General features: G+C 75.0%; 13 protein-coding genes and 3 tRNA genes. 7 read left to right on the top strand and 9 right to left on the bottom strand.

All coding sequences use genetic code 11. The annotated features are described in order from the left end of the window. Position 1 precedes the first annotated feature (1 nt). The 4 genes from AB0N29_RS17155 to AB0N29_RS17140 all read left to right on the top strand — a co-directional run bounded on the left by AB0N29_RS17155 (position 2) and on the right by AB0N29_RS17140 (position 2769). The gene (locus AB0N29_RS17155) at positions 2–1111 is read left to right on the top strand and encodes a potassium channel family protein (protein WP_302266894.1); all 1110 of its coding nucleotides are present in this window, start codon (positions 2–4) and stop codon (positions 1109–1111) included. Positions 1112–1170: 59 nt separating this feature from the next. Then, positions 1171–1365, top strand: a complete 195-nt coding sequence (locus AB0N29_RS17150; protein WP_302266892.1) for a hypothetical protein — start codon at positions 1171–1173, stop codon at positions 1363–1365. Between the two features lie 819 nt (positions 1366–2184). After that, positions 2185–2424 (top strand): hypothetical protein, encoded by a 240-nt coding sequence (locus AB0N29_RS17145; RefSeq protein WP_302266890.1) that lies wholly within the window; start codon positions 2185–2187, stop codon positions 2422–2424. Positions 2425–2619: 195 nt separating this feature from the next. Then, positions 2620–2769, top strand: a complete 150-nt coding sequence (locus AB0N29_RS17140; RefSeq protein WP_302266888.1) for a hypothetical protein — start codon at positions 2620–2622, stop codon at positions 2767–2769. 49 nt (positions 2770–2818) lie between these two features. Here the strand turns inward: AB0N29_RS17140 and AB0N29_RS17135 are convergent, their stop codons facing one another. Both AB0N29_RS17135 and AB0N29_RS17130 read right to left on the bottom strand, forming a co-directional pair. Continuing rightward, complete coding sequence (locus tag AB0N29_RS17135; RefSeq protein ID WP_364868549.1) at positions 2819–3403, bottom strand: hypothetical protein; 585 nt, start codon at positions 3401–3403, stop codon at positions 2819–2821. A gap of 62 nt (positions 3404–3465) precedes the next feature. Then, positions 3466–4374: a universal stress protein gene (locus AB0N29_RS17130; protein WP_364868547.1), complete on the bottom strand. Its 909-nt coding sequence runs from the start codon at positions 4372–4374 to the stop codon at positions 3466–3468. A gap of 119 nt (positions 4375–4493) precedes the next feature. Here AB0N29_RS17130 and AB0N29_RS17125 point away from each other — a divergent pair, with 119 nt between their 5' ends. Beyond that, a complete protein-coding gene (locus AB0N29_RS17125; protein WP_364868545.1) occupies positions 4494–4850 on the top strand; it encodes a pyridoxamine 5'-phosphate oxidase family protein in 357 nt (118 codons plus the stop codon). Here AB0N29_RS17125 and cydD read toward each other — a convergent pair. The 4 genes from cydD to AB0N29_RS17105 all read right to left on the bottom strand — a co-directional run bounded on the left by cydD (position 4832) and on the right by AB0N29_RS17105 (position 11777). Next, the gene (gene cydD / locus AB0N29_RS17120) at positions 4832–8155 is read right to left on the bottom strand and encodes a thiol reductant ABC exporter subunit CydD (RefSeq protein WP_364868543.1); all 3324 of its coding nucleotides are present in this window, start codon (positions 8153–8155) and stop codon (positions 4832–4834) included. The two genes, AB0N29_RS17125 and cydD, sit on opposite strands and share 19 nt — an antisense overlap. Next, positions 8152–9171, bottom strand: a complete 1020-nt coding sequence (cydB, locus tag AB0N29_RS17115) for a cytochrome d ubiquinol oxidase subunit II (protein ID WP_364868541.1) — start codon at positions 9169–9171, stop codon at positions 8152–8154. Before cydB ends, cydD begins: the two co-directional genes overlap by 4 nt. Positions 9172–9191: 20 nt before the next feature. Next, positions 9192–10649 carry a cytochrome ubiquinol oxidase subunit I gene (locus AB0N29_RS17110; protein ID WP_302266882.1) on the bottom strand — a complete coding sequence of 486 codons (1458 nt, stop codon included), beginning with the start codon at positions 10647–10649 and terminating at the stop codon, positions 9192–9194. Positions 10650–10808: 159 nt separating this feature from the next. Continuing rightward, positions 10809–11777 carry a hypothetical protein gene (locus AB0N29_RS17105; RefSeq protein WP_364868538.1) on the bottom strand — a complete coding sequence of 323 codons (969 nt, stop codon included), beginning with the start codon at positions 11775–11777 and terminating at the stop codon, positions 10809–10811. Between the two features lie 137 nt (positions 11778–11914). Between AB0N29_RS17105 and AB0N29_RS17100 the strand changes: the two genes are divergently transcribed. After that, complete coding sequence (locus tag AB0N29_RS17100; RefSeq protein WP_364868536.1) at positions 11915–12565, top strand: response regulator transcription factor; 651 nt, start codon at positions 11915–11917, stop codon at positions 12563–12565. 30 nt (positions 12566–12595) lie between these two features. After that, a complete protein-coding gene (locus AB0N29_RS17095; protein WP_364868534.1) occupies positions 12596–14308 on the top strand; it encodes a GAF domain-containing protein in 1713 nt (570 codons plus the stop codon). An 84-nt stretch (positions 14309–14392) separates the two neighbouring features. Here AB0N29_RS17095 and AB0N29_RS17090 read toward each other — a convergent pair. The 3 genes from AB0N29_RS17090 to AB0N29_RS17080 all read right to left on the bottom strand — a co-directional run bounded on the left by AB0N29_RS17090 (position 14393) and on the right by AB0N29_RS17080 (position 14670). Beyond that, positions 14393–14467: transfer RNA gene (locus AB0N29_RS17090), tRNA-Val, on the bottom strand. Between the two features lie 13 nt (positions 14468–14480). Next, positions 14481–14554, bottom strand: a tRNA-Cys gene (locus AB0N29_RS17085). Between the two features lie 43 nt (positions 14555–14597). Further along, a tRNA-Gly gene (locus AB0N29_RS17080) sits at positions 14598–14670 on the bottom strand. Positions 14671–14696 lie beyond the last annotated feature (26 nt).

The raw sequence follows: 14696 nt of genomic DNA, 5'->3' as shown, positions 1-14696 counted from the left end.
CGTGCCCAGCGACGTCGACCCGACCTCCGGGCAGCCCCTCGCCCCGGGCGGGCGCGGCCTGGTCTCGCTGCCGGAGCGCGCGCGCTCGCCGTGGTGGGAGCTCGGCCGCCGGTTGCTCGCCGCCCTGGCGATCCTCGTCGGGACGGTGCTGCTGGTCTACCTCGACCGCGAGGGCTACCGCGACGGCAACGACCCGACGAACACGATCAGCCTGATCGACGCGATCTACTACACGACCGTCACGCTGTCGACGACCGGGTACGGCGACATCGCGCCCGTCACCGACGCGGCACGGCTGGTCAACGCCTTCGTCATCACCCCCGCACGCATCGCGTTCCTGGTGCTGCTGATCGGCACCACCCTCGAGGTCCTCGCCTCGCAGGGCCGCGAGATGTTCCGCGTCGCCCGTTGGAGGAAGAACATGGACCACCACGTCGTCGTCGTCGGCTACGGCACCAAGGGCCGCAGCGCGGTCGAGACGCTCGTCAACAACGGGCTCGCGCGCGAGTCGGTCGTCATCGTCGACCCCAGCCCGCTGGCGCTGCAGGAGGCGCACGCCGACGGCCTCGCGGTCGTCACCGGCGACGCGACGAGGCGGGAGGTGCTGCGCCGCGCCGGCGTCATCGAGGCCGACCAGGTCATCATCACCACCGACCGCGACGACTCCAACGTGCTCGCGACCCTGACCGTCCGCCAGCTCAACCCCACCGCATGGATCGTCGCCGCGGCGCGCGAGCAGGAGAACGCGCCGCTGATGAAGCAGTCCGGCGCCAACTCGGTGATCACCTCCTCCGACGCGGTGGGCCGGCTGCTCGGGCTCTCCACGCTGTCGCCGCCGCTCGGCACCGTGATGGAGGACCTGCTGTCCTACGGCGAGGGCCTCGAGGTCGCCGAGCGGGAGCTGCTCGTCACCGAGGTCGGCAAGCAGCCGCAGACGCTGCCGGACCAGGTCATCGCGGTGGTCCGCGACGAGAAGGTCTACCGGTACTTCGACCCGGTCGTCACCCTGCTCGCCCGTGGTGACCGGCTCATCGTCGTGCGCCCCGCCAAAGAGCTGCCGTGGGCGCCGCGGCCGGGCACGCACAACGAGGACGTCGCCGACGCCGACTGAGCGTCGTCGGGCCGACGGCCCGTTCGAACGCGTGTTCGATCCTGGCCTATCATCGGCCCATGTCCACTCCGTCGCGCCACTGCTGGGTGGCCGACGGGTCGGGCGGGGGAGCGCGTCGGCCGGGCCTGCTCGTCGAGTGGCGCCAGACGCCGTCCGGCTGGGAGGGGCGGGTCGTGTACGGCGCGCTGCTGCGGCCAGGCGTGTGGGGCCTGGTCGAGGAGTGGCTGCCGGCGGCGCAGCTGACGCCGCTGTGAGCGCTGCGTCGGGACCGGTGGGGCGTCTGAGGACGCGAGCGGCGCCGAGGAGAAGTGTCGAGCCGCTGGAGTCTCGGGTCACCAGCGGCTCGACACCGACGACGGTAGCGCGCGCCCCGGGTCCGTGTCCCCCCGTTCGCCGGGGCGGACCGGACGACCGGGGTCGGATGGCCCGTCCGGGCCATGCCGGTCCGGCCGGCGGGCCGTGGGCGGCGCCGACCCGGCCGGGCACGATGGACGGTGCTGCCCCGCAGGCATGGGGAGGGCGGGGCCGCGGGTCCCGGGGCGCCGCCGTCACATGAGCGGCGCCCCGGGAGACCCGTGACTGTCCAGACCACCGGCCCGGTTCGCCGACGTCCCGGCCGGGAGTCGTAGCCCTCGGCGTCGGTCCTCGTTGCACCGGCAGCTGGCCGTGCGTCCTCGGGGACGGGCGGCACGCGGTTCCCCCACGCGGCGCCGTCGCAGCAGGACCCGAGCCCCCTCCGACCACGGAACGGAGGGGACGCGGCTGCTGCTCCCCGGTGCTGCTCCGCGCGCGGGCCTGGTCCTCCGACCACGTCCACGTCATCGTGGGGGTGGGCCGACCCGGGGACGCCGCTGCCCCCGGGTCGGTCCCCACCTCCACCGGGCAGCGGCGCCGGCCGGCCCGGTGTTTCCCAGGTGGGTCGCGCGGGCACCGCTCCGACGTGTTCGGTGTCGGTTGGCTGGAGATCGTCGTGCTGGTCGTGGGGCTGCCCCTCGTGGTGTGGGCCGGCGTGACGGTGCTGCGCCGGCGCTGAGTGCGCGCCCCCGCCCCTGCAAGGAAGAGGTACGACACGCATGGCCATCTACAACTCCGACCTCCAGGCCGCCGTCGATGCGACGTCGATCGCCAAGGACGCCGGTCAGAGCGACGACCTGGTCGGCTACCTGCGCGAGCAGCTCGCGGAGCGCGAGATCGAGACCGCCGACGAGGACTGGCTGCGCCGCACGGTCGCGGCGATCGAGGCGGACCCCAACTACATGATCGCCGACGAGCCCTCGGACTTCGAGGCCAAGGAGATCCCGCAGGACGAGTGACGCGGACCCCGGAGGCCTCCGACCGGTCTGGACCGCTCGGAGGGCTCGCGACGGGCCGGTGGCCGCCTGCTGAGCGTGGGAGGCCACCGGCCCGTGCCGTGTGCGGCCGCTGGTCCGGACCAGTGCGGAGTGACGGCCGTCGCGCCGGCTCGTGTCCGCGGGTGTCGGCGCCGTCGCCCACCTACCCTGGAGGACATGCCGGGGGGACGAGAGAACATGACCTGTGAGGTGTGCTGGGCGTTGGTGCCCCGCGCCCTGATGCACTTCCACCGCGAGTGGCACGACGCCAGCGAGCGCGTGTCCGTCGTCCCGCTGGTCGAGCCGCCGGCGGTCGTGCGCGGCTGAGCCCCCGGACCGGTGCGGTCCGAGGGCTCCTCGAGGGCGTGCCGCGGCGTCAGCGGAGGACCGGGAACCGCCGGACCAGCGACGTGCGGGCCCAGGCCCTCCCGAAGCCCCAGGTGTCGCCGGCGCCGAGTGCCCCGAGGGCGACCAGGGTGGCGGCGCCGAGCAGGTGGTCGTCGAGGACCGGGTTGTTCTCCGGGGGCAGGACCACGGTCCACATCAGGACGTAGAGCAGGGCGCCGGCGGCGGTCGCGAGGCGCATCCCGATGCCGAGGGTGAGCGCGAGGCCGATGCCGGCGAGGCCGACCATGAACAGGGTGTCGGCCCACCAGGCGCCGGCGATGTCGTGGTAGAGGCTCTGGAAGGGGCCGTCGGCGCCGAAGGTCAGGAATCCCTCGGTGGGGCTGCCGCCATTGACCCAGGCGGCGCCGCTGAGGCGGTCCACGGCCCCGGTCTCGTCGCGGCCGGTGGAGAAGCCGAGCGCCAGGAGCTTGTCGAGGAAGGCCCACAGGAAGGTGAGGCCGAAGCCGATCCGCGTGACGGCCAGGGCGCGTCGGGCGAAGGGCGTGACGACCTGACCCTCCTGCAGCGGCGCGACGTCGGGGCGGTGGGCGTGGGAGCGGGCGATCGTGGTCATGTCGTGACCTCCTTGGGGAGCCGGGGTGGTGGGTCGGTCGGTGGTGCGGCGGTTGGAGCGGGTCAATCCGCGCCGGGGACGACGAGGACGGGGCAGGCGGCGCGCTCGAGGACGGCGGTGCTGACCGAACCGCGCAGGAGGGCGCTGACGGGCCCGTGCTGCTGGCGACCGACGACGACCAGGTCGTGGGCGGCGGAGCCGCGGCCGAGCACCTCCTCGGCGAGCCCGCGGGCGAGCTCGACGGTGACCGGGACGTCCGGGAACTCCTCGGCCATCCCGCTGATGCTCTCCCCGACGAGGAGACGGATCTCCTCGACGTCCGCAGCGGTGGGCGCGAGCACCTCCGCGGGACCGGTCGCCGCGACGACGTCCCAGAAGCAGTGCACCACGGTGAGCGGCAGCCGGCGCTCGGACGCCTGGCGGTACGCCGCCTCGAGCGCCGGCAGCGAACCGGCTGTGCCGTCGACGCCCACCACGACGCCGCGTCGGGCGACGCCCCGCGCGGTCGGGCGGACGACCACGACGGGGCTCGTCGCGTGCCGGGCCACGGCGACGCCGACCGAGCCGAGGAGGAGGCTGCTGACCGGACCGCGGCCGTGTGAGCCGACGACGACCACGGCGGCGGCGGTGGAGGCGTCGAGGAGGGCCTGGCGGGGGTCGACGAGCTGCAGGAGCTCGACCACCTCCAGACCGGGCCGGGCCTCGCGGACGCCCGCGGCCGCCTCGGCCAGCACCTCGCGGCCGGCGACCTCGATGTCGTGGCGGACCTGGCCCGGGTCGACGGCCATCGAGGCCATCCACAGGCTGGCCGTGGCGCTCACCGCGTCGGCGGCGTGCAGCAGGACGAGCCGCCGTCCCTCGAGGGCGGCCTGCTCGGCGGCCCAGGCGACCGCGTCGGCGGCGTGGGTGGAGCCGTCGACGCCGACGACGACGCTGCCGGCGGGGACCTGGCTGTCGGTGGTTGCTGTCATGCCTCCACGCTCCCGCGGCGAGCGCGGCCCTCCCACGGGCGGACGGCCCGAACCGGGCGGGACCAAAGACCCGCGGACGGGTCCACGTGCGCCTGGTGGATGCGGCCTCATCCGGGGCCATGAGGTCGGAGACCGTGCTGGACCTCCGGGACTGCCGCACCCTGCTCGAGCGGACCCTGCCGACCTCCGCGCCGGCCCGGCTGGTGCACGACCAGCCGGGGGTGCCGGTCGCCTTCGAGGTCGACGGGATCGACCACGAGGACCAGCGCGGGTGGAGCGTGCTCGCCCGCGGACCGCTCGACGAGCTGGCCGACCCCGTAGCGGTGGCCGCGATGGAGGCCAGCCGACAGCCGCGGACCTGGGGGCCGGGGGAGCGGACGGTCGTGGTCCGGCCGCTCTGGTGGGAGCTGACCGGGCGCCGCCTCGGGACCGGGTGGGACCCGGTCGCCGAGCAGGACTACCGCCGGCTCTCCTGACCGGCGGTCCCTCGCGTCCGGGCGCCGAGGTCGACGACGGCGTCGACGAGGTCGAGCCCGCTGCCGTCGTGGGTGATCCACACCAGGCTGCGGTCCCGGGGGCCGGTCAGCAGCTCGGTCGCCAGCTCGGTCGCGGTGGCGTGGTCGAGGTGGGCGGTCGGCTCGTCGAGGACCAGCACGGGGTGCGCGGCCAGAAGGGACCGGGCCACGGCGATCCGCGCCCGCTCGCCGCCGGAGACCTGGGCGTGCCCCTCGCCCAGCCACGTGTCGAGGCCGTCCGGCAGTGCGTCCAGCCAGCTGCCGAGCCGGGCCCGCCGCAGGGCGTCCTCCACCTCCGCGTCGTCGGCACCGGGCCGCGCCAGGCGGACGTTCTCCACCAGCGTGCTGGCGAAGACGTGCGGGTCGTCGTCGACCAGGCCGACCAGGCGTCGTACGTCGTCGGGCGCGACGTCGGTGGTGCGCGCACCGCCGAGCCGGACCTCGCCCGCGGCCGGGTCGAGGTAGCGCAGCAGCAGCGCGGCCAGGGTGCTCTTGCCCGAGCCCGAGGGGCCGACCACGCCGACCCGAGAGCCCGGGGCCAGGTCGAGGGAGACCCCGCGCAGGCCGGACCGCGCGTCGTCCCAGCCGCCGCCGAGGCCGTCGGCCTCGACGCGGTGCCCGTCGGGCTCGGCGGACGCCGGGGTGGCCCGGACGGCCGGCTCCCGGTGCTCGAGCCCGTGCAGCCGCGCCGCCGCGGCCGCCGTCCGCGACGACAGCGCGCCGGCGTCGGCCAGCGGGAGCAGGACGTCGGCGAGCGCCAGGGGGAGGAGGACGAGCAGGGCCGCCATCGGGCCCGAGAGCGTGCCGGCCCCCACTGCGTCGCCTGCGACGACGGCGGTGAGCACGAGGGCGCCGCCGGTCGTGGCGAGGACGAGCGCACGGGCGGCGCCGGTCCAGGCGCCCGAGCGGACGGTCGAGCGGCCGAGCCGGTCGCTGAGCGCCGCGACCCGGTCGGCGGCGCGGTCGCCCGCCTGCCACATGACCAGGTCGGGCAGCACCGAGGTGACCTCGACGGCGGCCTCGGACAGGGCCGCGCGGTGGACCACCGCCGCGCGCTCCGCGCCGTCGGCGCCGAGCCGGGCGAGGAGGAAGGCGGTGCTGCCGGCCAGTGCCGCGGCCGCCGTGACGACGGGGCCGGCCGCGGGGGCCAGCCAGGTCGCGACCGCACCGGCCAGCAGCACGACGAGGGCGGCCTGCCGCACCGGCATCCGCACGCGCAGCTCGGCGTCGACCACCCCGTCGACGTCGTCGACGACCGAGGCGAGCAGGTCGCCGCGGCGTCGGCCCAGCCGGCCGGGCGTCAGCGGCACGAGGGCGTCGTACACCTCGACCCGGCGGCGGGCCAGCAGCCGCAGCGCGACGTCGTGGGACCGCAACCGCTCGGCGTACCGCAGCACCGGCCGGGCCAGGCCGAAGGCCCGCACCCCGACGACCGCGACCATGAGGGTGAGCACGGCCGGGTGCGTCGAGGCCTGGACGATCAGCCAGCCCGCGGTGGCGGTCAGCGCGACGCCGGACGCCGAGGCCAGGGCGCCGACGACCGTGGCCGGCCAGAGGCTGCCGGCCGTGTCCGGCTCGGCGGGGCTGCCCACGGGCTGGGCGGTCCGCGCGGGGGCGCCGTCCCGGCCCTTCCGGGGCGCCACCTCGGCGGGCCGCGCCGGCTCGGCCATCTCCAGCCGGCGGTCGGCGACCGCGAGGAGCGCGGGCCGGTGGGCGACGACGACGACCCCGCTGGTGCGGCCGAGCTCGGCGACGGTGTCGACGATGACCTGCTCGGTGAGGTCGTCGAGGTGGGCGGTGGGCTCGTCGAGCAGCACCCAGGCCCGGTCCGCGACCACGACGCGGGCGAGGGCGAGGCGGGCGCGCTCGCCGGCGGACAGCGTCAGCCCGTCCTCCCCGAGCGGGGTGTCCAGGCCCTCGGGCAGCGCGAGCACGCGCTCGGCGAGCGCGACCCGGCGCAGGGCCGACCACAGCTGGTCGTCGGTGGCCTCCGGCGTGCCGAGACGGAGGTTGTCGGCGAGCGAGCCGGACACGAACACCGGCCGCTGCGGCAGCCAGGCGACCCGCTCCTGCCAGGCACGGCCGCCGACGGGCCGGCCGCCGGCCGAGACGGCCCCGGAGTCGCGCGCCAGCAGGCCGGCGAGGGTGGCGAGCAGGGTGGACTTGCCGCAGCCCGAGGGGCCGGTGACGACCGTGACGCCGCGGGCGGGGAGCGTCGCGCTGAGCGCGGAGACCGTCGGCGCGGTCCGGCCGGCGTGGGTCACGGTGAGGTCGACCAGCTCCAGGTCCCCGGTGCCCGGTTGCCCGGTCTGCGCGGGCCGGCCGGCCTGCTCGACGGGGGGAGCGGCGGAGACCAGCGCGTCGACGGCCTCGAACGTCGCGACGCCCTCGGCGGCGGCGTGGAACTCCGCACCGACCCGGCGCAGCGGCCAGTACGCCTCGGGGGCGAGGAGCAGGACGAGCAGCGCGGTGGGCAGGTCCAGCCCGCCCTCGGCGAGGCGGACGCCGACGGTGACGGCGACCAGGGCGACCGAGAGGGTGGCGACCAGCTCGAGCACCGCCGAGGACGCGAAGGCGAGGCGGAGGGTGCCGAGGGAGGCCCGGCGGTACCGGTCGGTGACGGCGCCGATGGTGCGCGACTGGGCGCGGGCGCGGCGGTAGGCGACCAGCGTCGGCAGCCCGCGGACCACGTCGAGGAAGTGGCCCGAGAGCGTGGACATGGCTCGCCACTGCTCCTCGGCCTTGTCGCGGGTGGCCAGGCCGACGAGAGCGCCGAAGACCGGCACGAGCGGCAGGGTGGCGCCGACGATGACGGCGGAGAGCAGGTCCTGGGTGGCGATGACGGCCAGGGTGAGCAGGGGCAGGACGCCGGCGAGGACGACGGCCGGCAGGTAGCGGGTGAGGTACGGCTCGGCGGCCGAGACCCCGCGGGTGAGCAGGACGGCGTCGCCGGGCTCGGCGGTGCCGCGCCGCAGGAGCGCGCCGACCACCTGGCGGCGCAGGTGGGTGCCCACGTGCGCCGCGGCGCGGGCAGCGAGCACGTCGCCGGTCCATCCGGTGAGCGCGCGGAGACCGAGGACGGCGGCGACGGCGAGCGCCCAGCCCTGCAGCGGCTCCTGGCGCACGACGGCGACGACGAGGCCGGTCACCGTCCAGGCCTGGGCGACCACCAGCACCGCACCGAGCAGGCCCGCGGCCAGCACGCCGCCCAGCGGCCCCCGGGCGGGGGCCAGCTGGCGGCGCAGGCGCGGGTCGCTGGGCCTCACGAGCCCTGCCCGGCGAGGACCGGCTCGGGGATGTGGTGCTCGGAGATCCGCTTCCGGAAGACCCAGTAGGTCCAGGCCTGGTAGAGCAGGACCAGCGGCGTGAAGATCGCGGCGACCACCGTCATGATCTTGAGCGTGTACGCCGTCGCCGCGGCGTTCGTGGTCGTCAGGCTCGTGCCGTCGGCCAGCGTCGTGGGCATCACGTCGGGGAAGAGCGCCAGGAACAGCCCGGCCACGCCGAGCGCGATGGCGACGAAGGTGCCGACGAAGGCCCAGCCCTCGCGGGCCGCGCCCAGCGCCACCAGGCCGGCGACCAGCGCGACGGCGGCGGCGCCGAAGGCCACGAGCGAGGCGCCGGTGCCCGTCTCGAGCTGGGTCCAGGCCAGGAACGCGACCGTGACCGCGGCGGCCGCGACGCCGGTCCGGGCGGCGAGCGCCCGCGCCTCCAGGCGGATCGGGCCGTCGGTCTTCAGGGAGACGAAGACCGCCCCGTGGGTGAGGAAGAGCAGCAGCGTCATCGCGCCGCCGAGCAGCGCGTAGGGGTTGAGCAGCTCGAAGAACCCGCCGACGTACTCCAGGTCGGCGTCGATCGCCACCCCGCGCAGGATGTTGGCGAAGGCCACGCCCCACAGGAAGGCCGGCACGACCGAGCCGACGATGATCGCGGCGTCCCAGCGGCCCTTCCAGGCGGTGTCGTCGCGCTTGTGGCGGTACTCGAAGGCCAGGCCCCGGACGATCAGGGCGACGAGGATCAGCAGCAGCGGCAGGTAGAAGCCGCTGAACAGGGTGGCGTACCACTCGGGGAAGGCGGCGAAGGTCGCGCCGCCGGCGACGAGCAGCCAGACCTCGTTGCCGTCCCAGACCGGGCCGATGGTGTTGATCAGGACCCGGCGACGACGGTCGTCGCGGCCGAGGACGGGCAGGAGCATGCCGACGCCGAAGTCGAAGCCCTCGAGGGCGAAGTAGCCCATCCACAGGATCGCGATGAGCGCGAACCAGACGGTGGTGAGTTCCATGGTGTGTGCGGTCTCCAGGCTCAGTAGGCGAAGGCGAAGGGCTTGTCGGCGTCGTCGTCGGTGCGGACCGACGGCAGGTCGGCCTCGGTCACCGGGTCGGCGCCCTTGCGGATGTAGGTGAGCAGCAGCCGGATCTCCACGACGGCCAGGACGCCGTACACCGCGGTGAGGGTGACCAGCGAGATGAGCATCTCGGTGGCGCTGACGCCGGGGGAGACGGCCGAGGCGGTCGTCATCAGGCCGAAGACGGCCCAGGGCTGGCGACCGATCTCGGTGAAGATCCAGCCCATCGAGTTGGCGAACAGCGGCATGAAGGGGAGCAGCACGACGGCGACGTACAGCAGCCGGCCGGCCGGGGCCCGTCCCTTGCGGGTCGCCCACAGCAACCAGGTCGCGACGCCCATGGCGAGCAGCCCCAGGCCGATCATGAACCGGAAGGTCCAGTACGTCGTCGGGATGTTGGGGGTGTAGTCGCCCGCGGAGTAGTACGCCGCGCCGGGGTCCTGGCCGTAGGTCTCGCGGTAGGTCTCGCGGAGGTCGCGGATGCCCTGGACCTCCCCGTCCCAGGTGCCGGTGGCCAGGTAGGAGAGCAGGTGGGGGACCGTGATGGAGAACTTCTCGTGCTCGCCGTCGGGCGTGCCGATCGTGAGCGCCGAGAACGACGCGGGCTGCTCGGTCTCGTAGAGCGCCTCGGCGGCCGCCATCTTCATCGGCTGCACCTCGGTCATCACCTTGCCCTGCACGTCACCGACGATGGCCACGGCGAGGCCGGTCACCAGCACCATCCAGGCGCCGGTGCGGGTGGCCTTGCGCCACATCCCCGACTCCTCGCTGGTGGCGTCGACGGCCTGGTGGCGGCGCAGGTGCCAGAAGGCGATGCCGACCACGAACGCGGCGGCGGTCATGTACGCCGCCAGCACCACGTGCGGGAAGGTCACGAGCTGGACCTTGTTGAACATCACCGCGGCGAAGTCGGTCATCTCCGCGCGCCCGGTCTCGGGGTTGTAGTCGTAGCCGACCGGGTGCTGCATCCAGGAGTTCGCGGCCAGGATGAAGTAGGCCGAGAACAGCGTGCCGAGGTGGACCAGCCACATGCACCCGTTGTGCAGCCGGGCCGGCAGCCGGTCCCAGCCGAAGATCCACAGGCCGAGGAAGGTCGACTCGAGGAAGAACGCGAGCAGGCCCTCGATGGCCAGCGGGGCTCCGAAGACGTCGCCGACGAAGCGGCTGTAGTCGCTCCAGTTCATGCCGAACTGGAACTCCTGGACGATGCCGGTGACCACGCCGATGGCGAAGTTGATGAGGAAGAGCTTCCCGAAGAAGCGGGTCAGCCGCAGCCACTGGGTGTTGCCCGTCCGCAACCAGGTGAGCTGGTAGCCGGCCACCATGGCCGAGAGACCGATGCTGATCGGCACGAACATGAAGTGGTAGACGGTCGTGATGGCGAACTGCCACCGGGCGATGTCGAGCGGGTCCACGGTCCCTCTTCCTGGGTGGTTCCGACGCCGGTCCTCCGGCGTGCACCACGCTAGGAACCAGGGCGGGCCGGCCGTCACGGTCGGCGGTCCCGAGCCCGCGGGACCTTGGTCCCGCGCCCCGCGGGCCCTCGGGCCCACGGCCCCGTCGCCCGGGCCGGATCAGCCGAGCAGGACGTCGTCGAGGTCGCGGCGCGGGGTGCGCGGCAGCGTGCTCCGCGCGATCTCCTGCCACCCGATCCGCACGAGCAGCTGCGGGTGCAGCGTCCCGTCGAGCACCTCGTGGCGCAGCGCGTTGCGGGTCTCCTCGACCTCGACGACCTGGCTCAGCGGCACCACCGAGAGCCGCTCGGTGGTGGCGCGCAGCCACAGGGCGCTGAGCGCCTCGCCGGTGCGCAGGCGCTCCAGCGGACCGTCGTCCACCGTGGCGAGCAGCAGCACGCCGTCGGAGTGCTCGACGTCGTGCTCGGTCCGGTCGGGGACCGGCCCGGCCTCGAACCTGCTCCCGGCCCCAGCCGGCACCAGCCCGGAGGGCACCCCGTCGCGGACACCGTGGTCGACCCAGAGCCGCTGCTCCTCGCGCAGCCGGCTGTCGGCGGCCTGGCGCTCGCGCGCGCGGGAGAGCAGCAGGTCGGCCCGGTGCCGGCGGGCCAGGTCGACGAGGGGCACGACGGCGGCGCCCTCGCGCGCCCCGGTCGCCGCCAGGTGCTCCAGCCGCGACGCGGGGACCGGCCAGGACGTGAACCGCCGCCGGTCGGTGACCCGCGTCGCGATCGCCGCGAGGTCGGCGGCCGCGGTCGGCGGGACCTCGCCCGGCGACAGCGAGACACGCGCCAGCAGCTCGGGGCGGCGTACGTCGGGGAGCCGGTCGACCTCGGCGGTGAGCCCGTGCGCGGCCGCGCCGACCCGGAGGTGGTGCAGCGCGGCGCCGCAGCTGAGGAGCAGCTCGCGGCCGGTCGGGTCCGCCGCGGCGAGCCGGCGCGAGGGGTCGGCGTACAGCTCGACGGTGCCGGGCCCGTCCGTGCCGTCGACCGCCACCCGCCACAGCCACGGCTGGGTGTTGTGGACGCTCGGCGCCCGGCAGGCGACGCCGACCAGGGCGGCGAGCTCGCTGCGGGTGACGGACGGCATGGGTGCTCCTCGACGACGGGCGGTCCCACCAGCGTGCGCGCTGCGGAGGCGCGGGGGCAGGGACCAAGGTCCCGACGTCCGGGGCCGAAGAGCCCGTGGGCGGCGCCGACCCGGCCTGTTGGCGTTAGGTTCGGTCCATGGCCGAGGAGACCTCCACGAAGATCCGGGTGTACCTGCTCGACGACCACGAGATCGTCCGCCGCGGCATCCGCGAGCTGCTCGAGAGCGAGGGCGACATCGAGGTGGTGGGGGAGTCCGGCCTGGCCGAGGAGGCCACCCGGCGGATCCCGGCGCTGCGCCCGGACGTCGCCATCCTCGACGGCCGGCTCCCGGACGGGTCGGGCATCGACGTGTGCCGGGAGGTCCGCTCGGTCGACCCCTCCATCCGCGCGCTCGTGCTGACCTCGTACGACGACGACGACGCGCTCTTCGCCGCGATCATGGCCGGCGCGGCCGGCTACGTCCTCAAGCAGGTGCGCGGCGCGGACCTGCTCGAGACCGTCCGCCGCGTCGCGGAGGGCAAGTCGATGCTGGACCCGGCGGTGACCGCGCAGGTGCTCGACCGGCTGCGGTCCGGCCCGCCCACCGACGAGGGCCACGACGGGCTGACCGGGCAGGAGCAGAAGATCCTGGCCCTCATCGCCGAGGGGCTGACCAACCGCCAGATCGGCGAGCGGATGTTCATCGCCGAGAAGACGGTGAAGAACTACGTCTCCTCGCTGCTGGCCAAGCTCGGGCTCGAGAGCCGCACGCAGGCGGCGATCTACGCCACCAAGCAGCGGCGGTAGCAGCGGCGGCAGCAGCGGTACGGTGCGGCCATGACGGTGGACCGCGATCCCTCCGACCTCGGTTCCGCGGCGTTCGACGACCTGCTGCGCGAGGTGCTGGACCGGGTGCGCGGCGCGATCGACGAGCAGGACCGGTTGCGGCTGCTGCTCGACGCGGTCGTGACGATGGCCGCCGACCTCTCCCTCGACGGCGTGCTGTCGCGGATCGTGGAGGTCGCCAGCCATCTGGTCGGGGCGCAGTACGCCGCGCTGGGCGTCATCGGGGGCGGGCCGAACCGCCCGCTGAGCACCTTCGTGCACCACGGCATGGAGACCGAGGTCGTCCACGTCATCGGTGACCTCCCGCGCGGCCACGGCATCCTCGGCCTGATCATCGACCGTCCCGAGCCGCTGCGGCTGCACGACATCGCGGCCCACCCGGCGTCGTACGGCTTCCCGCCGGGGCACCCCCCGATGAGCTCGTTCCTCGGTGTCCCGGTCCGGATCCGGGACCGCGTCTTCGGCAACCTCTACCTGACCGAGAAGGAGGGCGGGGTCGACTTCACCGCCACCGACGAGGAGGTGGTCGTCGCCCTCGCGGCCGCCGCGGGTGTCGCGATCGAGAACGCCCGGCTCTACCACGAGGCCGCGGTGCGGCAGCGCTGGCTGGCCGCCACCGCGGAGGTCACCGGCCTCCTCGCCGGCGCCGACCCGCACGGCGTGCCGGCCGACGAGGTGGAGTCCGACGCCCTGCGTGCGGTGGCCGCGCTGGCCCGCGAGGCCGCCGACGCGGACCTGGTCTGGGTGGTCGCGGGACCGGAGGACGCCCCGGTGGTGGTCGCGGCCTCGGGCCGGGCACCCGACGTCCCGAGCCCCACCGTGCCCGCCCGTGCCGCGGCGCACCCGCCGGCCGACGCGGCGTCGTCGGTGCCGGACGTGGGCGAGGCGGGGTTCACCGGTGCGGGGTGGCTCGAGCTGGGTCCGGCGGTGACGGTGCCGGTCCGTGCGAGCGAGGAGGTCCACGGCGTCCTCGTCCTGGCGTGGTCACCGGAGCGCGCCCACCTGCACCGCGAGCTCGACCTGGCGGCCCCCACGGCCTTCGCCGAGCAGGCGGCCCTCGCCCTCCAGGTCGCCGCCGCCCGCGCGGACCAGCAGCGCCTGGTGGTCTTCGAGGACCGCGACCGGATCGGCCGCGACCTGCACGACCTGGTCATCCAGCGGCTCTTCGCCGTCGGGCTCGGGCTGCAGGGGACGGCGCGCCAGCTGCAGCAGCCCGAGCTGGCGGCCCGGCTCGAGGAGGCGGTCGACGAGCTCGACGCCACCATCAAGGACATCCGCCGCTCGATCTTCGCGCTCGGGTCGACCGATGCCCGCGCCGACCTGCAGACCGAGGTGACGCGCCTGGTCGACCGGGCCGCGCAGACCTTGAAGTTCCGCCCGGCGCTGAGCTTCGACGGGCCGGTCCGCACGCTCGTGCCGGCCGAGGTCGCCCCGCACCTGCTCGCCGTCCTGGGGGAGGCGCTGTCGAACGCCAGCCGGCACGCCGACGCCCGCTCGGTCGAGGTGCACGTCCGGGCCGGGCGGGAGGTCGTGCTGACCGTCGCCGACGACGGCCGTGGCCTGCCCGCCGACACGCGCGAGAGCGGCCTGCGCAACCTGCGCCAGCGGGCCGAGGAGCTCGGCGGCTCCTGCGAGGTCTCCTCCTCGCCCGGGCGTGGCACCACCGTGCGGTGGGCGGTCCCCATGCGGCGCACCACCGGCTGACCGGTCGCGTCTGCTCGGCCCCGGCCAGGGGGGAGGGCCGGAGAACCAGCGAACCCCCTGGCCGGGGGCCAGGGGGTTCGGGACTGGTGGGCGATACTGGGTTTGAACCAGTGACCTCTTCCGTGTCAAGGAAGCGCGCTACCACTGCGCCAATCGCCCAAGTATGGAGTTGTGGAGGTGGGTACGGGATTTGAACCCGTGTAGACGGATTTGCAGTCCGTTGCCTCGCCTCTCGGCCAACCCACCATGCGGGTCCTTCCATGGAAGGACCCGGTGGAAAGACCTTGCGAGCGGACGACGAGGCTCGAACTCGCGACCTCAACCTTGGCAAGGTTGCGCTCTACCAACTGAGCTACGTCCGCTTGCTTCCGGCCGGGGCCGGCGTGCG

The sequence above is a fragment of the Nocardioides sp. NPDC092400 genome (assembly GCF_040684155.1).
Taxonomy (GTDB): Bacteria; Actinomycetota; Actinomycetes; order Propionibacteriales; family Nocardioidaceae; genus Nocardioides.
This window is presented reverse-complemented; position numbering and strand designations above follow the sequence as displayed.